This window comes from Desulfobacula phenolica (assembly GCF_900105645.1).
In the GTDB taxonomy this organism is placed as follows: Bacteria; Desulfobacterota; Desulfobacteria; order Desulfobacterales; family Desulfobacteraceae; genus Desulfobacula; species Desulfobacula toluolica.
Genome location: NZ_FNLL01000003.1, coordinates 160228 through 178732, shown reverse-complemented (window position 1 = coordinate 178732; position 18505 = coordinate 160228). Strand labels below are relative to the sequence as shown.

Below are 18505 nucleotides of genomic sequence, written 5' to 3'. Positions count from 1 at the left end.
AATTTATTATTCGCTTATCAATGAAACAAATCATTAAAAATATTTATCATGTGGGTGACAATGAGTGTTCTGTTTATATGGTAGATACACAAAGCGATGAAGGATTGGTCCTAATCGATGCAGGCATGAATCTTGATATGATCAGACAGATTAATTCTCATGGAATACTGTTTGAAAATATCCAGCATTGTATCCTGACCCATTGTCATATTGACCATATTGGTATCTGTGCTCAGTTAAGTAGGGAATTGTCCGATATTAAATTTTATGCCCATGAATTGGATGCCGTTCCAATTGAAAAGCCGAATCATGATGGGCGGACAGCAGCATCTTGGTACGGAGTAAGATATGAACCGGTCAAATTGTATCAAAAATTTACCTCGGATACTATCCTCAGAATCGGCAATTACGATTTCCAGATCATCCATACTCCTGGCCATACACCCGGTTCGATATCTGTTCTTGTTGAATCAAAAGGGAAAAAGGTATTGTTCGGCCAAGACCTACACGGCCCCTTCAATGAAATTTTTTTATCTGACCTACAGGACTATCAATTGTCAATGCAAAAACTTCTGGGCTTGGAAGCAAATATTTTATGTGAAGGCCATTTTGGTATTTTTCAACCAAACCACCGAGTAAAACAGTACATTGAAAAACACAAGAGACTTAATCAACCCTTATTATAGCCCGCTCTATAATTCTACAAATTTTTAATTACAATCCGCTACGGACAAAATTAAAAGATCATTCAGTATGAGTAATGAAAGAAAACAAACCATCAGGCAGGAAATTATAAGTCTTCTTGAAAAAGGCCCCCTGACGGTGAGAGATATTTCTCAGTCGGTTGGAATTATGGAAAAAGATGTTTCCCATCATCTGACTTTCATAGAAAAATCAGTCAGGCAACAGAAAAAAAGAATACATGTGGAACCCTATTATTGCTTGGATTGCGGATTTCAATTTAAAAACAGGAAGACATTCAAAAAACCAAGTAAGTGTCCGGATTTGAATGTCCACCATTTCTCCTGCTTTTTTTACAACCAATCTTGCCCCGGCATAGGTTATTGGAAAAATCCGGTCCTCCGATTTGATTTCAGCATCTCGAATATATTTTTTCATACGGTCTATTACCTTCTGGGGCAAAAAGGCGACTTCAGCAACCCTTCCACTTTTCGGTGATTGGATAATCACTTTTCGATCTTCAATATCAATTGGGGTCAAATTCAAAACTTCACCGATCCTCATACAACCACGGGCCATAAGTTCAAGCACAATACGATTCCTTTGATTCTGTGTTCGGAAAATAATTTCATCAACCAAATCTTTTTCAATAATTTTGAACTGGATATTTTTTCCGGCCCTGAAAAGTCTTCGAAGCGCTTGATTATCACAAGGATTCTTAAAGGCTGGATCAATTGAATTTTTAATGTAATTGAAAAATGCTGCGAGAAGTGTGAATCTTAATTTTTTGGTGTTCTGTTTTGAGTTTCCTGAGACCTTGGTCATAAATCCCTGAATGTCATCAGAGCTTATAGATGAAAGATTGATATTACCGAAATGGGCCTGAAATCTGCCCAGGATAAACTCATAATTCCGGAGCGTATTTTTTTTTAACGTTTAATTTTTGGTAGTTGAAGAATTGGTTTAATGCTTTTGAAATTTTCATGATGTCCTCCCCTTTATTGATGATTTTATCGATCATGGCAACTCTATGCCACGATTTACTGTAAAGGATATCAAAAATATACAAAAGCAACAAATTTTGGGAGAGATCTTCTGGACAATGCAAGAATTCTTGATTTTAAGAAATATTAAATACCCTGCTGATTCAACTGTAGAGAAAAAGAAAATCCAGGAAATTGTGACCAATCTCAAGTCAAGTTTCATTCAGAACATTTTATCCCCCTCATACACGCCGTACAGCGTTCTCTCAAAATTTTTTTTCACCTATGAACTTTTTGTTATAGTACGCAATATGCATTTTTATAAAAAAAACAAAATATTATACAAAATAGTAGGGGAAAACCCTTAGGAAAAAATATTCCCTAAATATTACATTTTTCATGGAGATAAATAGCCTATTTGTTTGTAAATACAGTCGATTAAAACTTTTGAAGTGTGATACATCAGACGTAGGCATATTCTTTGCTTTATAAAGAAGTGTGAACAAAAAAAATAGCGGAAAGCCAAGAGTCGAATGACAACTTGATTGCTAAACTTTGTAAAAAATAATTTTTTAAGAATTAAAGGAGGAAGCAAATGAAAAAAAAATATTCAGGAATGATTCAAGTCAGTCTGATGTGTTTGTTTTTATTTTCTGTAATCCCGGCATGTGTTAGTGCTACTAATCCTTATTCAAAAAAGTGGCCTGATTTTCAGAATAAAATAATCTCAGGACCTTCACAAAGTTCTATGCTGGCAAGTTTGCCGCAAGATATAAAAATCATGGAGCCATCCGATGATATACCAAACGCTATTAAAGAATGCTCTGGTGTTTGGTACGGGAATACTGACAGACATAAAACAACTGATATGAAACTGGCAGTTGAGGAAATCAGCCAAGAAGGTGATGCCTATGTTGCACGTGTCGTCTGTGCGGTTGCATCGGGAATGAGAAATTGGGAACCAAAAGTTTTTCGATTAAATGGGGATTTCGTCAAAAATGAGTTACAGGTTACATTGCCAGGAGAAAAGGAAATGATCTTTTTCCGTAGCCGGTCTGATGGAAAACTTGATGTGAAATGGATTGAAATTGATTCAAAAAGATGGGCTGTTGGTGTAATGACAAAACAAGCCCACAATTGATTGATGAAATTTTATAGAATATGAAGTTTTGGACAACCAACTTGCCCCCGAACCAGGAATAATGCTCCTTTTTAGTTTTGGTTTTTTAGGTCTTGCAGGAGTCAGCAGAAGAAAAAAATAGACTAATATAACAACGGAATTATAAAAGCAGGGTCAGAAATGACTCTGCTTTTTTGTTCTACTAACGGCCATGGCAGATCAATCTGCCACAACAAAAGATGAAAGATATTTAATTTCAGAAGGTTAAAAGTTTTTTCATATAAAAAATAATATAAAAATCTGAATAGTCTGTTTTTCAGAGTTATGATTATATTATCCTATCCTTAACTTTTACCGGGCCTTTCCTTGTTAAGAATACCAGACCTCTTTGTGACTTTTCAGAATGTGGAATCTTTTAATTTTTTTCAGTAATCGTATGGAGAATTCAATGGGAACGACTTGTATTCATAGGGTTGTATTTTTCTGGATAAAGTCTGCCACAAGATATAGTAGTTAAATAGAAACTGTTTCGGGAAAATATTTCCTGCATAGATCTGATTTTCCAACGAATCTGTCAGTTATGACAACTTACATAATACCGTTCTTACCAAATATTCAACAATTTAAATGACACTATGACTCTGTTGCTGAATATTTCAAAGTTCCTCTGCATTTAGGGAATGTTGAGCATCCCCAAAACTGTGTTCCGGCATTTGGCCCTTTTTTTGCTGTTCTTAAAATCATCACATTCCCACACTTTGGACAAGTCACTGCACCCTGTTTTTCTTCAACAATCTGCTTAACATGCCTTACATGCTCACGATGTGTTTTATATGATCGTTCAAATCTTCCAAATTCAATTATCCTGATTGCTTCTTTAATTTCAGCTTTGGATAATAAGATTTTGTTCTTTGACTTTATAAAATTGATATAGCCCCTGGGATAATTTACATTTGCAGGCATGGCAGTTTTAAATTTACAGTCTCCTACAAAAACAATGACGGAAAAAATTTTCTCCGGTTCAATATTCAGCATATTTTGAAGTGTCTTGACGTGTTTATAATTCTGGTGCAGCGGATTTTGAAATTTGGTATTATATTTAAATATTTTTTGGGTCCACATCTTCTGGCGCTCACTTCCAAAAATCCACCCCTTCATATTTTTTGTTTCTACAACAAAAATACCGTATTTTGAGACGATGATATGATCAATCTGAGTTGTTCCATCCTCTGTGGGCAACGTCACGTTCTTGATCAAGTGATATTTTTTCTTATCTAAAAAAAGAGTTGAAGCTACATTAATTATAACTTCGCCAATGAATCCTTTAAAAAAAGGTGTTTTGAAAAAAAAAATTGCAATTGCAATGAGAATCAAGTACCAGAATTTAAATAAAATAGTTATTAAGAATATAGGTGTCAGATCCATTCGGTCCTCGCTTAGGTTAACATTTTATTTCAGGCTTCTTATTCAATTCAAACATCGTCATGCTCTACATCTCCATCCCCATAGTCCCATGTCATATCTGAACAAATGACATTGAACCATTCTTTAAATACCTTATATGTCCTTTTTAGTGGCCAATCATCCGGATCAACCATCCAGGACTCAAGTTGCTCTTCAAAAACATGCTTGAATATTTTTTTTAGATATGTTTCATAGTCAAATTCACCGTATTTATCTGGGATTAGAATTGTAGTTGCATGAGGTTTGTCATAATCGACACCATCCTTAAAACTATTCGCCCAATCTATATATGGTTGTTTGGGAATGATTGTGATAGCGGTTCTGTTGATGGTTTGCATTTTTATATATCTCCCCGTTCTTTCTGGCTTTCTTCTGGATGAGACATGCTTAATGGAATATTCAGAAAGCCTGCAAGCGTTATCATATCAGCCTTATAATTGACATAACCTTCAAAAATATATTCGTTCCAAAAATATTTGTTTTTTCCGTATCTCATAAAGGATTCATATGCTTTGGTTTTATCTGTTTTGCTTGTCGCTTTTAGATTCCGATCAAAGAATACTTTTCTGTCAATCTTCTTTGCTGAAAGAACCTGGTTGCCTTGTATTACGGCAAATAAATATTATCTGCTTGTTCAAGAGCATTTGTCAATTTTGACAAATCAGGTAATCTCGAATCTCAGACGGGCACAAATCCAGGCACAGTGATTAATATCAAAAACAAAAAGGGCTCAACCAAAATTGGCTAAACCCTTGATATTTCTGGTACCTGGGACGAGAATTGAACTCGTACAGAGATAATCTCCGAGGGATTTTAAGTCCCTTGCGTCTACCAGTTCCGCCACCCAGGCGTAATTCTTGATTTTTTTATACCATTTTTTTAAATTTTGCAAGCTTAAAACCATAAGATTGTCACTTTAAGCTATTTCTGATAAAAAGAGGTCTATGAAATCAATCAATACTGAAAAAATAATATTGGCATCCGGATCTCCGAGAAGAAAAGAGCTTCTTGAGCAGGTTGGAATAAATATTGAAATCTCTGTGTCAACCATTGATGAAGAAACGGTTTCAATCAAAAAACCTGAAGATTATGTAAAAGAACTCTCCTTTTTAAAAGCAGAAGACACTTCCCTTTTATATCCTGAATCCTGGGTCCTGGGAGCGGATACCATTGTTGTCGTTGACAATCAGATTCTTGGCAAACCTCAATCCAAACCAGATGCCATTGATATGCTCACCAAATTAAATAATCGCGAACATAGTGTGTATACAGGGTTTTGTCTGATCCATCAGAAAAAAAGATCCATCATTAAAAAATGTGTTGAAACAAAAGTATATTTTAAACATTTAAGCGATCAGGAAATTCAATGGTACGTCAATACAGGTGAACCGTTTGACAAGGCTGGTGCTTATGGTATACAGGCAATTGGCGCAGTTCTTGTCAAGCAGATTAAAGGCTCCTATTCCAATGTTGTAGGGTTGCCTGTTTGCGAGGTCGTTGAAACATTGATGCATCTTAATATCATTCAATTTTAAGGACTTAAATCATCATGTTATCCATAAAAGATAATATAAAAAAAACCAACCAACAAATTGCTGACACCGCAATGTCCTGTGGCCGACAGCCGGATACCATTCAATTGATTGCCGTCAGCAAAAGAAAACCTGTTGAAAGCATAATGGAAGCAATCAAAGCCGGGGTAACACATCTGGGGGAAAATTATATTCAAGAAGCAATTGAAAAAATTGATGTTATTGGAAAAGACAGTGCATGCTGGCATTTTATCGGGCATCTCCAATCCAATAAGGCTAAATTTGCAGTAAATTATTTTGAGTATATTCATACGGTTGACACATTGAAACTGGCAAATCAAATCAATAAACAGGCAAAAAAAATCAACAAAATACAAAAAATTCTTTTGCAGGTCAATATTGGTGAAGAAGAAACGAAATCCGGAACCGGCATAGAAGAGGCAGTCGAACTGGCAAATCAGATCAGTGCGCTTGAAAATGTATCATTACAGGGATTGATGGGCATGCCGCCATACTTTTCAGACCCGGAACAGGCCAGGATCTATTTTAAAAAAATGGCAGCCATAAAAAAAGAGATCATGGCACATCAATTTAAAAACGTGGCCATGAACCATTTGTCCATGGGAATGAGCAATGATTTTAAAGTGGCCATTGAAGAAGGATCTACAATGGTAAGAGTCGGAACCTCCATATTCGGGAAAAGAGATTGAAACTATTGCTTCATACCTGCTGCGCTCCCTGCTCTATCTATCCTGTGAAAATTTTACGGCAGATGGACATGGATGTAATGGGTTTTTTTTATAGGCATAATATCCATCCATTTCAAGAGTGCCAAAAAAGAGAAGAAACCCTGAAAAACTATTCCGATAGCATTGGATTGAGGGTGATTTATCAACAGGGTTACAACATGGAGGAATTTCTTCAATCCGTTGTTTTCAGGGAAAAAGACCGGTGCAGGTACTGCTACCACGACAGACTCAAAGCAACGGCACGTGTCGCCAGAAAAGGAAAGTTTGACGCCTTTTCCACCACCCTATTGTACAGCAAATTCCAGAACCATGAGCGCATTAGAAAAACCGGAGAGGCTATTGCCAGGCAATATGATGTAAAATTTTTCTACCAGGATTTCAGGGAGGGCTGGAAATTCGGGATTGAAGAATCCAAACGGCTTGGCATGTACCGTCAGCAGTATTGTGGCTGCATATACAGTGAAAAGGACCGGTATTTTAAACAATAATCGGTCAACCAGCCTACTTGGGTTGAGGGCGTTTAATCTGCTTGAGCATCTTCACGAACCGTTTGTCGCTGCTGTCCAGCCTTGCTGCAAGCACGCTGAACAGATGTTTTGCCACATCAGGATATTTTTCAATCACCTCAAACAATTTATCTCCCGGAAACCGTTTAACAGTTGCCCGCCCTTTGGATATAATGGATGCTGATCTGGGTTCTCCTGTAATTGCCGACATTTCCCCGAAATATTCGCCCGGTTGAACAATTTCAGCAATTTTCTTTCCGCCTTTAACAACATACAAGCCTCCTTGAACAAGTTTAAAAAAATCAATGTCCGTATTCTCTTCCCTGATAATAACATCCTTATCCTCATACAGTTCAACATCAGGATTAATAAGATAAGCCGGCAGCGCTTCCTTGGTAATGGTCGTCTTTTTCAGCACTTCTTCAAGAGATGTTTCAGAACTTCTTATTTTCTGAAGACCTGCATCTCTAAGTGTTACCATCCCTTCCTGAACGGCAACCTTTCTGAGCTGATCTTCGGGTACTTCAGCACTAATGGCTTTGCCGACTTCATCTGTGACCTCCATCAATTCATAGAGTCCAAGCCTGCCTTTATATCCGGTTCCATTGCAATGGCCACACCCTTTGGGGCCGTATATGTTCAAATCTTGAATTTCATTTTCTGAAAATCCATACAATTCAAGATCTTGGGGATTATGACCGGTAACAATCTGTTTGCAGTGAGGACAAAGCCGCCTGGCTAGGCGCTGGGATAAAACCAGGGTAACGGCAGATGCCACCATATAAGAAGGGATACCGATATCAATGAGACGTCCTATGGTTGAGGGACAATCATTGGTATGAAGGGTTGCAAACACCAGATGCCCTGTCATGGCAGCTTTAATCGCGATTTCAGCCGTATCCATATCCCTGATTTCACCTACCATTATGATATCCGGATCTTGTCGCAAAAATGCTTTAAGGGCTGCGGCAAAGGTCATACCGACCTCCTCTTTCACCGCCACCTGATTGATTCCTTTAAAATTAAACTCAACAGGATCTTCAGCCGTTAATATTTTGATATCATCTTTATTCAACCGGTTCAGTATGGAATAAAGGGTGGTTGTTTTTCCACTTCCTGTGGGGCCTGTTACAAGTAATAATCCATACGGTCGTGAAATACATTTTTTCAACGTGTCAAAAGTAGAGGCTTCAAAACCCATTTTGGTCAGATCAATATTCAGGGCACTTTGATCAAGGATACGCATGACAATGCTTTCACCAAAAAGTGTCGGCAAAGTAGACACCCTGAAATCAATGGATTTTTTTTTCCCGAGTCTCAGTTTTATCCTGCCATCCTGGGGAACTCGTCGTTCTGCAATGTCAAGTTCAGCCAGAATTTTAATTCTCGAAATGACTGCATTTTTTATACTCAGGGGCAAATTCATGGCTTTATACATGGAGCCGTCAAGCCGGTATCTCACCTGAAATGATTTTTCAAAGGGTTCAATATGAATATCGCTGACACCATCATTAATTGCCTTGGTAAGAATCCCATTTACCAGTTTAATAATCGGTGCATCAGATGCCATGAACTGTTCCTGGTCATCCTCTATATCCGCATATCCGACTTCCATCTCTTCTGCCGCCTCAGAGACCAGGGAGCCAAAATCATCAACAGAGGTAACAGGTTCGTCATCTTCAGAATCATCTTCAAACTGAAGAAAACTTTTATATTCTTCATCACTTATTTTATAAAAATCACGATAGGCTTGAATCACATCATTTTCAGTTGACACAAAAACCTGAATCGTTTTTCCAAGTTTTTTCTGAAGGTCCACAACAACAGAGGTATCTGTCGGCTCAACCATGGTAATGGACAATTCTTCACCTTTTAATGAAAGGGGAAAGACCATTGTGGGTTTAGCCATTTCATATGGCAGGATTTCCAGAACCTTGGGATCAGGTTTGATGTCGGAAAATCTAATGATATTGTAATTGTAAATTCTACCCAGAACATTGATGATGGTATCTGGATCAATATAGCCTTTGTTTAAAAGAATGCTGCTAAGTCGTTCATTGGTTTTCTTGTGTACAGCTAATGCCTCATCCAATTGCATACTTGTAATTTGACCTTCTTTTGAAAGAATCTCTCCAATTTTTGTTTTTCCCGCACCGGATTGATCTTTTATGGTTGATTGAAGGCTGGATGATTTGGCCATAATTAAATCCTTAAAAAATGTTATTTGTAATTTTTATAAATCCTAACAGCACCGGCTAAAATTAAAAGCCCGCCTAAAATATAAAAACTTGATCTGACCAGAAAAAGTTTTTGCTTAAAAAATTCAATGGTTTCTACCTGTAGCATAACTTGAGGAATACGATAAAAAACTCCCAATCCCACTGCAACCAGAAGGATACCATAATAAAATTTAAAATTTTTTTTGTCCATCATAAATGACTACCTTTCAACTTCTTCCAACCGGTTATTAAACGATCTTTCTATTTCTTCAAACAAGTCCATCTGGATTTCAAGATCCTCAAACAGCTTTTCATTCAAATTTTCAAGTTCTGAAAGTTCTTTGGCCAAGCTCTGAATTTTCAGGCCATCCTGATTTTGTGACGCTTCCAGAAGGCATTCATTGATCTTGTTGATCAAATGTTCGTTTTTTTCAATATCATTTTCCAATTTCTCAATTTTTCGCTTTACAGGTTTGATTTTTTTCGATTTTTGAGTAATGATTTCTGATTTTTTCTGGCGGAGTTCTTTTTTCGACAAAACCAAAGGCTTTATTTTTTTTTCAACAACACAATCTTCATCCTCCCACCCCTCTTTATCTAAAAACTCCTGATAAGTCCCTTCAAAAAGTTCAACAGCATTATTTTTGAACACAACAAGCCTGTTTGCAAGAGAATGGAGAAACATTTCATTATGCGTCACAATAACCACAGCCCCTTCAAAATTGTCGAGTGCGGCAATAAAAGAATCACAAGACTCTATATCCAGATGATTGCTGGGTTCATCCAGCAACAACAAATTCAAAGGTTTCATCAGCAATTTACCTAACATAACCCTTGATTTTTCTCCACCTGACAACACGGATATTTTTTTTAAAGCCGCATCTTTTTCAAACATCATGCCCCCACAGACAGTTCTGACCGCCTGCCTGTCAGCATCAGGTGAAGAATAAGCCAGTTCTTCTTCAATGGTAAAATTGTCATTCAACGATTGAACATTTGTTTGTTCAAAATAGTCCAGTTGTACACCCGGATTTATTTTGATGCTGCCTGAGATAGCGTTGAGATTTTTACTTATCAGTTTTAAGAGGGTTGTTTTTCCTTTACCATTTTTACCGATAACTGCAATACGGTCATCAGGATAAACGGTCAAGGAAAAATTGTTGATCAACAGATGATCTTTTTGCCACCCAAAAGATAAATTTTCTATCATTAACAACTGCTTACCTGAAAAAGGCAGATAATTAAAAGAGAATTCAAGATCTTTGAGTTTTTGGAGTTTTTCTTTTGCTTTAGATTTTTCCAGCGTTTTTATACGGGATTGTACCATGTTTGCCAGGCGGGCTTTTGCTCTAAACCGTGAGATAAACTGTTCCATTTCCTTGTTTCGTTTTTCTTCATTTTGTCTTGTTTTCTCATAAACTTCCTCATCCTGGGCAACCTGCAAATAATATTTGGATGTATCTCCCTTGATTTTTTTGATTTTTTGCCTGTGAATCCCTGCAATATGCGTTACAACATTATCCATAAACCCCCGGTCATGCGTAACCAGCAACACTTCTCTGGGCCAGGAAATCAGAAATTGTGAAATCCATCGAATGGATGTGATATCAAGGTAGTTTGTCGGTTCATCAAGGATCAAAAGATCCGGCTCAGAAACCAATACTTTGGCAAGATTGAGCCTGACCTGGAAACCGCCTGAAAAGGCTGCGGGATCTTTTGTAAAATCATTTTGAGAAAACCCAAGTCCGGCCAGAATTTTTTCAGCCTTCCAAGAATGATCTTTTTCATGTTCTAAAAGTCCTAACATGGCTTCATCAATCACACGGGATCTGGAAAATAAAATTTTTTGAGATAAAAAACCTATTCTATACCCCGAAGGACAGGATATGCTTCCCTCATCAGGATGTTCACTGCCTGATATCATGTTTAAGAGTGTGGTTTTACCATGGCCGTTTCTGCCGACAAGCCCGACCCTTTCACCAGGATTAATCTGAAAACCTGTCTTATCCAACAGGATGTGATCTCCAAAACCTTTTGATATTGAATCTATATTCAGCATAATTTAGTCTATATTTTAATTTTTTCCTTTTATTTTTATAAACAGAGTACCATACCATTGTGCCAATAAATTATAAACCATAAGAATGCCATTGAGTTGGTTTTTCCACACACAGACGTTACAGACTCCGTACCTCAGGGGTCAAGCCTGACCTCACTTCGATGACCCCATTCAGAGCTATAACCGGACGACTAGTCAATGTCCAGCCAATATGGAGACCATTTACATCTTTCTTTGTAAGGGAATTTAATAAGTTCGGTTGCCAGAATGGAAAAATCTTTATCTCGAATGGTATAATATACCACTTGTTCCCTGTCCATAATAATTTTGAGACCGACTGCAGCATAAAGGGTCAAGTGTTTATCTCCGACAAAACATTCAATTGCACCTGTAATAATTTTCAGGTCAGATTCATTTTGAATATCAAAAAGATCTATCATCGTTATTTTGAAAGGTTTCCCATTGAAATGATCAATTGCGTTCGTTCTGGTCAACTCACAGGTCATAAAGTTCTTAAAACTCATTTCCAGCCGTTTAAATTCATATTCATCTGCTATCAACGGACTGGATAAAAAAACAAACATACTAAATACACACAACAACGTTATGATCGTCTTCATTGGTCTAAACATTTTTTTTTATAATTGTTTCAATGGTTTTTTGCAGATCTCTTAATATAACCGGTTTAAGATGAACTGATCGGAAGCCTGAAAATTTTGATAAAAATTCATTGTTTACAGTTAAATTTTTATAACCTGTATCAATAAGTATAGGAACCTTATGATTAATTTTTAATATCTGTTTAACAAATTTATCAGATGGCATCTCTTTAACAGTATATTGGGCTATAATCATTTTGAATTTATCGGGTTGTAATTTAAAAAAATCCAGGGCTTGCTTTCCTGTTTTAAAAATTATGGTTTGATATCCCATTTTTATAACAACATTCTGAATAAGATGAGTTCTTTTTTCATTGGAATCAACAATTAAAATATAATTATTCCCTTCAAGAGTATTTTGATCAAAGTCCTTTGACTCATCTTTTTTCCATTTTGTTCCATTCATTGGGTGGAGTGATGTCACATCTATTTCATAGGCCTTTGCCAGAATAAATTCATCCATACGGTCATCGGAAATTTTTGTAATAAATTTTTTATTTTTTCCAATATAGTGTCGCAGCCATTTACGGTAATTGTAATCACTGCCTGTCAGGATTAAAATTTTCGGTCCTGCAATGGAGTTGACCTGAATGGAGTGATAGATCAAGGGATCATATGAAAACGGAGCTTGGGTTTCTTTATAATTTTCTTCAATAAATTCAACTATAAAATCTTTGGCAAAACAATCTTTGACAAAAACAGACGTGCCTAAAAAAATAAATAATAAACAAACAATAAAAGTTTTTTTCATCAACAATTCCCATGCTTACACAATTTTTTCCTTTAAAGGCTATCGACAAATTCAAAAAAGATCTTTATCCTTTAAAGCAAAATCATTATAACTCCAAGCATTATAAAAAAAATAATTCCTATTATGATTAAAATTAATGAACTGCTATGATCATTTTTCCTTCTACCCCGAAAAGAACCTAATAATAAGCTGGAAAAACTTATAAAAGCAATCAATACAATCAAATATATAAGATAATGCAAACATTGAATATTCCAATCCGTTCTTATGTCCAGCTTATAAAATCTGTCAAACATGGTTTCAAATTCAGGTTGAGCAAGATGAAAAACCAATAATATCAAAATCAATAATATCCCTGCAAGGATATTAAGACAAATTAAAACCATTGCCCATGCATCAGTTTTTTTTCGTCTGTCCAAAATATACCTTAATTTTTATTTCATTTTTTTTACTATTATATTATGATCTCGCCATGGATTCTATAGTTCTATCAAAAAAAGAGTTTAATAATTTAAGAAACCTTGTTTATGTAACTTCAGGTATCAATCTTCACGAAGGCAAACTTGAACTCTTAAAATCTAAAATTGCCAAAAGAATGCGCCTGACAAAAAAATCTTTAAAGGATTATCTCAGATACTTAAATGACAATGAAAAAGAAGTAATTGAATTCATTGATACAGTGACGACAAACCATTCTTTTTTCTTCAGGGAAAATAAAAGCATTGAATATATTATCAATCAATTCAACAGTCATCCACAAAAAGATAAAAAAGAATTTAAAATCTGGTGCGCTGCCTGTTCAACAGGAGATGAACCCTATTCAGTTGCAGTTCAACTCAAGAATCTGGGACTTTCTTTTTCAATTATGGCGACTGATATTTCCCATACAGTTCTTGATACTGCAGCAAGGGGTATATATAAAACAGAGAAGCTGAAAAAAGTTCCCTTACCTATTCTTCACCGTTTTTTTCAAAAAGGAACCGGAAAATATACAGGGTATATAAAAGTAAAAAAAGACATTACCCGGCATATCATGTTTAAAAAATTTAATTTAATCAAGGATCCTGCGCCACAAATGAGTTTTGATGCTGTGCTATGCAGAAATGTGATGATTTATTTTGATGCACAAACCAGTGAAAAAGTAATCAATAAACTTTATCAGACCATTGTTCCAAAAGGTTTTTTTGCCATAGGAAATGCGGAAAGCCTTATGAACCTAACTCATAATTATAAATCCATAAAAAAAATTCCCAGCCTTTATATAAAATAAACTCAATCATATATCTGCTATCTATTACGCACTTTGGTTAAAAAATCCATCAGGTTGATATGCATCAACCTGATCCCCTAATTTCCCTTTACAATATTTTTTAAATTATTACGAATTGAATTAATTCACATTTTGATCAAGATTAATTATTTTGTAAGGAATAAAAAAAGGACTTAAGATTTAATCCTAAGTCCTTTTTTTTATTATGGAGGCGGCTTCCGGATTTGAACCGGAGAATAACGGCTTTGCAGGCCGTTGCCTTACCCCTTGGCCAAGCCGCCTTATTTTATGAATTGTGTATGGAGCGGGAAACGGGATTTGAACCCGCGACTTCGACCTTGGCAAGGTCGCACTCTACCACTGAGTTATTCCCGCTCAGCAAACAGAAAAGATTTATATACCTGAATGATGAATTTGTCAATATTAATTTTACAATTATCAAATTAAAACAAAAAAAATCTTCTATCTTTAATAAAGCAATCAAGTCCTGATCACACCCCAAAAATCAATGCACAGCAAATAAAAAACATACTGATTCCATGAAAATTAATTCCAATGTGATTATATGGTCTCAATTATCCATTCTTTTTATTCCAATCTGCCATGAACGCGTCAATTCCTTTGTCCGTCATATGATGGGCTGCAAGCTTCTTTAATACTCCATACGGAATGGTCGCAATATCGGCCCCCAGAAGAGCTGAATCCAGCACATGAAGCGGATTTCTTACACTTGCCACAATAATCTGGGTATCAAAGTCATAATTGGTAAAGATTTGAGCTATTTCCTCAACCAGCCCCATTCCTTCCTGGGCAAGATCATCCAGCCTGCCCACAAACGGGCTGACAAATGTTGCACCGGCTTTGGCAGCCATCAATGCCTGCAGTGCTGAAAAAACCAAAGTGACGTTTGTTTTTATGCCTTCATCCGAAAGGGTCTTTACAGCTTTTAACCCTTCAATTGTCATTGGAACTTTAACAGCAATATTATCAGCTATTTTTGCCAGATCTCTGGCTTCTTCTACCATGCCGTCATACTCAAGACTGATAACTTCCGCACTGACCGGACCTTTTACGATCCCGCAGATATCGGCAATAATCTGTTTAAACTCTCCGTCTTCTTTAGCAATTAAAGAAGGGTTGGTGGTTACACCGTCTACCATGCCCATATCATTGGCATCTTTGATCTGCTCAATATTGGCAGTATCAATAAAAAACTTCACTTTAAGCCTCCTAATCCAGAAGAATAACCTTCTGGGTTTCTTGTTGTTCTATTTTTTTTAACAATTCATCTGATCGACAATTCAAAACCGGATGTATTGCGTTAGCTCCTATATCACAAATGGGTATCAATACAAAACACCTTTCGTGCATTCTTGGATGGGGAATTTCAAGAAGTTCGGTTTTGAGAATCAAATCATCATAATAAATAATATCCAGATCAATGATTCTGGGACCAAACCTGAAGGGTTTCCCATCTTTATCCAGATCTTTTTCCAAAACTTTTAAAGCAGCCAGCAGATCTTCAGGATTTAATACTGTTTGTATTTTTAAGGCGGCATTTACAAACCAGTCCTGGTCTGTAAAATTTTGGGGTTCTGTTCTGTAAAAAGACGACACACCAAGCACATCAATATGAGGATGGCTGTGTAAATGTCTTATGGCTGTTTCAAGATTTTTTTTCTTATGGCCCTTATTGGAACCAATACTTAAATAAGCGGTATGCTGCTTCATTTTCATTTATACTCAAATTGAACCGTTGTTGAATGCTCACTTCTCATGCCATCATCACCAATCGCCTGAACCCTGAAATAATATTTAAATCCTTTTTGTATTCCAGTGGCAAATTCCATAAAAGGCATGAAGACAGTCCCGGCCGACTTAAACTCAAAAGGACACCCCTCACAGGCTTCAAATGTTTTTTTGGCCATAAAAACTTCAAAGCTGTCCGGTTTTACAAAAGCTGTTTCAGCATCAACCTTATGGTTCCAGGAAAGAGTGATCTCATTGTCAACAACCTTGTATTTCAAATCAAAAGGGGCTGCAATTTTTTGCCCTTTTATTTCAGGAGGCAATGGAGGGTCTTTTTTCCCACATCCTGAAAAAGCCAGGAGAGCAATACCGGACAATACCATTAAAGCAAAAAAAACGATTCTCTTGTTTTCCATTATATCCCAAGCTCTACTGCTGCTTTACCGACAGCCTTTTTAACATTATCAAAACCGGTTCCCCCGTAAGAGATTCGTCTTGAAATCATCTTGTCTATGGCGATAAATTCATAAACATCTTCATCTATCAACTCACTTAACACTTTAAGCTCTTCAATGGTCAGATCATTGAGTTCTTTTGCCTGATCCAGTGCATAAGCCACGGCTTTACCGGCTACGGCATGGGCATCCCGAAAAGGCATTCCTTTTGAAACCAGGTAATCGGCAAGGTCGGTTGCATTTAAAAATCCCGTGCAGCAGGCATCATACATTCTATCTTTATGGATCTCAATATTTTCAAACATCCGGGTATACACATCCGTACAGATCTTGAGCGTATCCACGGTGTCAAACAGCGGTTCTTTGTCTTCCTGCATATCTTTATTATAAGCCATGGGCAATGATTTCATGAGAGTAAGAATGGCAACAAGGTTGCCCACAACCCTTCCGGTTTTACCCCGCACAAGTTCTGCAACATCAGGATTCTTTTTCTGGGGCATGATGCTGGAGCCGGTTGTAAAAGCATCTGAAATGGTAATAAATGAAAACTCGGAAGAAGACCAGAGAATCAACTCTTCGGAAAGCCTTGAAAAATGTATCATACAAATGGATGCATGAGAGATAAACTCAATGACAAAATCCCGGTCAGACACGGAATCAATACTGTTGTCGGAAACTTTTGAAAAGGAAAGCAGATCTTTGGTGAATTCCCGGTTCAACGGATAGGTTGTACCGGCAAGAGCGGCTGAACCCAGGGGCATGACATCAATTCTTTTAAAGCAATCTTCAAACCTTTCAATGTCCCGCTTGATCATTTCATAATATGCCATCAAATGATGAGAAAACAATACAGGCTGAGCCCTTTGAAGATGGGTATATCCTGGCATGATCACATCCAGGTGATTTTGAGCCATTCTGACCAGAGCTTTTTGAAACCCAACCAGAAGATCAATAATGATTCTGGTCTCTTTTTTCAAATAAATCCTGACATCCAGCGCAACCTGATCATTACGACTTCGTCCGGTATGAAGCTTTCTTGCCACATCTCCGCTGATTTTGCCCAGAGCATCTTCAATATGCATATGAATATCTTCAAGCCCGGCTGAAAATTGAATTTCATTGTTCTCAATTTTCTCTTTTACTCGTCCAAGCCCCTTAACAAGAATATCAGCCTCATCCCGGGTAATAATGGACTCTTTGGCCATCATTTTCAAATGGGCAATACTTCCTTCAATGTCACTTTCATACAGCCGTTTATCCACATCAATGGAGGCATTGATTTTTTCAACCAGTTCATCCGTACTCTGGGAAAATCTTCCTCCCCAGAGTTTTTCACTCCCGCCGCTCTCACTCATTATACTTTAAATTCCCTTGTATTTAATTGCCCAGTATCAAATTTTCCAGAATGGCTTTGTGCATATGTCTTTTATTTTCAGCCTGATCCCAGAACACACTGTTTTGATCTTCAAGAACATCTTCTGAAATTTCTTCACCACGGTGAGCCGGCAGGCAATGCATTACCATCACATCATCCTTTGCACCAAACAGCAATTCCTTGTTGACCTGAAATCCTTCAAAATCAATAATCCGTTTGGCTAATTGCGCTTCATCTCCCATGCTGGCCCAGACATCCGTATACACGACGTCAGCATCTTTTACGGCTTCCTTGGGATCATTTGTATACACAACATTATTGTCCCCTTTTGCCGAGACTGCTTCAATTATTTGAGGATTGATGCCATACTCATCAGGACAGGCTACCCTCAAATCAAAGCCAAGAATACTTGCTGCATTGATCCAGGAATTGGCAACATTATTCCCATCCCCCACCCATGCGATTTTTACATCCTTGTATCCGCCCTTATGTTCAACAACTGTCATAATATCGCTCAGAATCTGACAGGGATGAAAAGCATCGGTAAGTGCATTTATCACCGGTATGGTTGCGTTTTGTGCAAATTCTTCCACCAGGGACTGGTCAAAAGTTCTAATGGCAAGACAGTCAATATATCTCGACAAAACCCTTGCCGTATCTTTGGGCGGCTCGCTTCTGGCAATTTGGGTATCCTGGGCGCTCATGTAAATGGGATGACCGCCAAGCTGAACCATTGCAGTTTCAAAAGCCAGTCTTGTGCGGGTGGATTTTTTGTCAAAGATTAATCCCAGGGTCTTTCCTGTCAACACGTTGTCAAAGATACCTTTTGCATATCTTTGCTTTAATTGGATCGCTCGCTTGAAAAGACGATCAAAGTCATCTTTTTCAAGGTCCAAAAGTGATAATAAATCTTTTTTCAAAACAATATATCTC

At 37.1% G+C, this 18505-nt stretch carries 21 protein-coding genes, 3 tRNA genes and 1 pseudogene; 8 read left to right on the top strand and 17 right to left on the bottom strand.

Annotated elements, in window-relative coordinates:
• The first annotated feature begins 20 nt into the window (after positions 1 to 20).
• A complete protein-coding gene (locus tag BLT94_RS05750; protein WP_092232124.1) occupies positions 21 to 686 on the top strand; it encodes an MBL fold metallo-hydrolase in 666 nt (221 codons plus the stop codon).
• A 67-nt stretch (positions 687 to 753) separates the two neighbouring features.
• Positions 754 to 882 (top strand): annotated as a pseudogene (locus BLT94_RS22295) (ArsR family transcriptional regulator); the annotation flags it as partial.
• A 12-nt stretch (positions 883 to 894) separates the two neighbouring features.
• Here BLT94_RS22295 and BLT94_RS05740 read toward each other — a convergent pair.
• Positions 895 to 1506 carry a tyrosine-type recombinase/integrase gene (locus tag BLT94_RS05740; RefSeq protein WP_092231439.1) on the bottom strand — a complete coding sequence of 204 codons (612 nt, stop codon included), beginning with the start codon at positions 1504 to 1506 and terminating at the stop codon, positions 895 to 897.
• 753 nt (positions 1507 to 2259) lie between these two features.
• On the opposite strand from BLT94_RS05740, the gene BLT94_RS05730 reads away from it, so the two are divergent.
• Together BLT94_RS05730 and BLT94_RS22630 are read left to right on the top strand one after the other, a co-directional pair.
• A complete protein-coding gene (locus BLT94_RS05730) occupies positions 2260 to 2805 on the top strand; it encodes a hypothetical protein (protein WP_092231433.1) in 546 nt (181 codons plus the stop codon).
• A gap of 28 nt (positions 2806 to 2833) precedes the next feature.
• Positions 2834 to 2926: a PEP-CTERM sorting domain-containing protein gene (locus BLT94_RS22630; protein WP_092231430.1), complete on the top strand. Its 93-nt coding sequence runs from the start codon at positions 2834 to 2836 to the stop codon at positions 2924 to 2926.
• Positions 2927 to 3417: 491 nt separating this feature from the next.
• Here BLT94_RS22630 and BLT94_RS22510 read toward each other — a convergent pair whose 3' ends face one another.
• From BLT94_RS22510 to BLT94_RS05710, 4 genes are all read right to left on the bottom strand, one after another.
• On the bottom strand, positions 3418 to 4209 hold the full coding sequence (locus tag BLT94_RS22510) for a nuclease-related domain-containing protein (protein WP_092231426.1): 792 nt from the start codon (positions 4207 to 4209) through the stop codon (positions 3418 to 3420).
• Between the two features lie 47 nt (positions 4210 to 4256).
• A complete protein-coding gene (locus BLT94_RS05715) occupies positions 4257 to 4586 on the bottom strand; it encodes a hypothetical protein (protein WP_014957907.1) in 330 nt (109 codons plus the stop codon).
• Positions 4587 to 4588: 2 nt separating this feature from the next.
• Positions 4589 to 4744, bottom strand: coding sequence for a hypothetical protein (locus tag BLT94_RS21940; protein WP_158406115.1), 156 nt, complete (start codon positions 4742 to 4744; stop codon positions 4589 to 4591).
• A 266-nt stretch (positions 4745 to 5010) separates the two neighbouring features.
• Positions 5011 to 5098: transfer RNA gene (locus BLT94_RS05710), tRNA-Leu, on the bottom strand.
• Positions 5099 to 5192: 94 nt separating this feature from the next.
• Here BLT94_RS05710 and BLT94_RS05705 point away from each other — a divergent pair.
• The 3 genes from BLT94_RS05705 to BLT94_RS05695 are packed head-to-tail and all read left to right on the top strand — an operon-like array spanning position 5193 to position 7017.
• Entirely contained in the window at positions 5193 to 5783 is a 591-nt protein-coding gene (locus BLT94_RS05705) for a Maf family protein (protein WP_092231423.1), read from the top strand.
• Between the two features lie 14 nt (positions 5784 to 5797).
• Entirely contained in the window at positions 5798 to 6490 is a 693-nt protein-coding gene (locus tag BLT94_RS05700) for a YggS family pyridoxal phosphate-dependent enzyme (protein ID WP_092231421.1), read from the top strand.
• The gene (locus tag BLT94_RS05695; protein WP_092231416.1) at positions 6487 to 7017 is read left to right on the top strand and encodes an epoxyqueuosine reductase QueH; all 531 of its coding nucleotides are present in this window, start codon (positions 6487 to 6489) and stop codon (positions 7015 to 7017) included. Before BLT94_RS05700 ends, BLT94_RS05695 begins: the two co-directional genes overlap by 4 nt.
• Positions 7018 to 7030: 13 nt before the next feature.
• On the opposite strand, the gene pilB is transcribed toward BLT94_RS05695, so the two are convergent.
• The 5 genes from pilB to BLT94_RS05670 all read right to left on the bottom strand — a co-directional run bounded on the left by pilB (position 7031) and on the right by BLT94_RS05670 (position 12723).
• Entirely contained in the window at positions 7031 to 9235 is a 2205-nt protein-coding gene (gene pilB, locus BLT94_RS05690; protein ID WP_092231413.1) for a type IV-A pilus assembly ATPase PilB, read from the bottom strand.
• Positions 9236 to 9255: 20 nt separating this feature from the next.
• Positions 9256 to 9468, bottom strand: coding sequence for a hypothetical protein (locus BLT94_RS05685; protein ID WP_092231411.1), 213 nt, complete (start codon positions 9466 to 9468; stop codon positions 9256 to 9258).
• Positions 9469 to 9474: 6 nt separating this feature from the next.
• Complete coding sequence (locus BLT94_RS05680) at positions 9475 to 11313, bottom strand: ABC-F family ATP-binding cassette domain-containing protein (RefSeq protein WP_092231408.1); 1839 nt, start codon at positions 11311 to 11313, stop codon at positions 9475 to 9477.
• Between the two features lie 191 nt (positions 11314 to 11504).
• Entirely contained in the window at positions 11505 to 11897 is a 393-nt protein-coding gene (locus BLT94_RS05675; RefSeq protein ID WP_092231405.1) for a hypothetical protein, read from the bottom strand.
• Between the two features lie 40 nt (positions 11898 to 11937).
• Complete coding sequence (locus BLT94_RS05670; RefSeq protein ID WP_092231402.1) at positions 11938 to 12723, bottom strand: DNA-binding transcriptional response regulator; 786 nt, start codon at positions 12721 to 12723, stop codon at positions 11938 to 11940.
• A gap of 472 nt (positions 12724 to 13195) precedes the next feature.
• On the opposite strand from BLT94_RS05670, the gene BLT94_RS05660 reads away from it, so the two are divergent.
• Positions 13196 to 13993 (top strand): CheR family methyltransferase, encoded by a 798-nt coding sequence (locus BLT94_RS05660; protein ID WP_092232121.1) that lies wholly within the window; start codon positions 13196 to 13198, stop codon positions 13991 to 13993.
• A 206-nt stretch (positions 13994 to 14199) separates the two neighbouring features.
• Here the strand turns inward: BLT94_RS05660 and BLT94_RS05655 are convergent.
• From BLT94_RS05655 to argF, 7 genes are all read right to left on the bottom strand, one after another.
• Positions 14200 to 14274: transfer RNA gene (locus BLT94_RS05655), tRNA-Cys, on the bottom strand.
• A 19-nt stretch (positions 14275 to 14293) separates the two neighbouring features.
• A tRNA-Gly gene (locus BLT94_RS05650) sits at positions 14294 to 14368 on the bottom strand.
• 200 nt (positions 14369 to 14568) lie between these two features.
• Positions 14569 to 15213, bottom strand: coding sequence for a fructose-6-phosphate aldolase (gene fsa / locus BLT94_RS05645; RefSeq protein WP_014957919.1), 645 nt, complete (start codon positions 15211 to 15213; stop codon positions 14569 to 14571).
• A 10-nt stretch (positions 15214 to 15223) separates the two neighbouring features.
• Positions 15224 to 15730 carry a 2-amino-4-hydroxy-6-hydroxymethyldihydropteridine diphosphokinase gene (gene folK, locus BLT94_RS05640; protein WP_014957920.1) on the bottom strand — a complete coding sequence of 169 codons (507 nt, stop codon included), beginning with the start codon at positions 15728 to 15730 and terminating at the stop codon, positions 15224 to 15226.
• A complete protein-coding gene (locus BLT94_RS05635) occupies positions 15727 to 16158 on the bottom strand; it encodes a fibronectin type III domain-containing protein (RefSeq protein WP_092231396.1) in 432 nt (143 codons plus the stop codon). The genes folK and BLT94_RS05635 overlap by 4 nt, the downstream gene beginning before the upstream one ends.
• On the bottom strand, positions 16158 to 17552 hold the full coding sequence (gene argH / locus BLT94_RS05630; RefSeq protein ID WP_092231394.1) for an argininosuccinate lyase: 1395 nt from the start codon (positions 17550 to 17552) through the stop codon (positions 16158 to 16160). Before argH ends, BLT94_RS05635 begins: the two co-directional genes overlap by 1 nt.
• A 22-nt stretch (positions 17553 to 17574) precedes the next feature.
• Complete coding sequence (argF, locus tag BLT94_RS05625; protein ID WP_092231391.1) at positions 17575 to 18492, bottom strand: ornithine carbamoyltransferase; 918 nt, start codon at positions 18490 to 18492, stop codon at positions 17575 to 17577.
• Positions 18493 to 18505 lie beyond the last annotated feature (13 nt).

Excerpts from the sequence above, each read along its gene's own strand:
- BLT94_RS05750 (WP_092232124.1), top strand. The coding sequence starts at position 21 with ATGAAACAAATCATTAAAAATATTTATCATGTGGGTGACAATGAGTGT.
- BLT94_RS05740 (WP_092231439.1), bottom strand. The coding sequence starts at position 1,506 with ATGACCAAGGTCTCAGGAAACTCAAAACAGAACACCAAAAAATTAAGA.
- BLT94_RS05730 (WP_092231433.1), top strand. The coding sequence starts at position 2,260 with ATGAAAAAAAAATATTCAGGAATGATTCAAGTCAGTCTGATGTGTTTG.
- BLT94_RS22510 (WP_092231426.1), bottom strand. The coding sequence starts at position 4,209 with ATGGATCTGACACCTATATTCTTAATAACTATTTTATTTAAATTCTGG.
- BLT94_RS05715 (WP_014957907.1), bottom strand. The coding sequence starts at position 4,586 with ATGCAAACCATCAACAGAACCGCTATCACAATCATTCCCAAACAACCA.
- BLT94_RS21940 (WP_158406115.1), bottom strand. The coding sequence starts at position 4,744 with ATGAGATACGGAAAAAACAAATATTTTTGGAACGAATATATTTTTGAA.
- BLT94_RS05705 (WP_092231423.1), top strand. The coding sequence starts at position 5,193 with ATGAAATCAATCAATACTGAAAAAATAATATTGGCATCCGGATCTCCG.
- BLT94_RS05700 (WP_092231421.1), top strand. The coding sequence starts at position 5,798 with ATGTTATCCATAAAAGATAATATAAAAAAAACCAACCAACAAATTGCT.
- pilB (WP_092231413.1), bottom strand. The coding sequence starts at position 9,235 with ATGGCCAAATCATCCAGCCTTCAATCAACCATAAAAGATCAATCCGGT.
- BLT94_RS05685 (WP_092231411.1), bottom strand. The coding sequence starts at position 9,468 with ATGATGGACAAAAAAAATTTTAAATTTTATTATGGTATCCTTCTGGTT.
- BLT94_RS05680 (WP_092231408.1), bottom strand. The coding sequence starts at position 11,313 with ATGCTGAATATAGATTCAATATCAAAAGGTTTTGGAGATCACATCCTG.
- BLT94_RS05675 (WP_092231405.1), bottom strand. The coding sequence starts at position 11,897 with ATGTTTGTTTTTTTATCCAGTCCGTTGATAGCAGATGAATATGAATTT.
- BLT94_RS05670 (WP_092231402.1), bottom strand. The coding sequence starts at position 12,723 with ATGAAAAAAACTTTTATTGTTTGTTTATTATTTATTTTTTTAGGCACG.
- BLT94_RS05660 (WP_092232121.1), top strand. The coding sequence starts at position 13,196 with ATGGATTCTATAGTTCTATCAAAAAAAGAGTTTAATAATTTAAGAAAC.
- folK (WP_014957920.1), bottom strand. The coding sequence starts at position 15,730 with ATGAAAATGAAGCAGCATACCGCTTATTTAAGTATTGGTTCCAATAAG.
- BLT94_RS05635 (WP_092231396.1), bottom strand. The coding sequence starts at position 16,158 with ATGGAAAACAAGAGAATCGTTTTTTTTGCTTTAATGGTATTGTCCGGT.
- argH (WP_092231394.1), bottom strand. The coding sequence starts at position 17,552 with ATGAGTGAGAGCGGCGGGAGTGAAAAACTCTGGGGAGGAAGATTTTCC.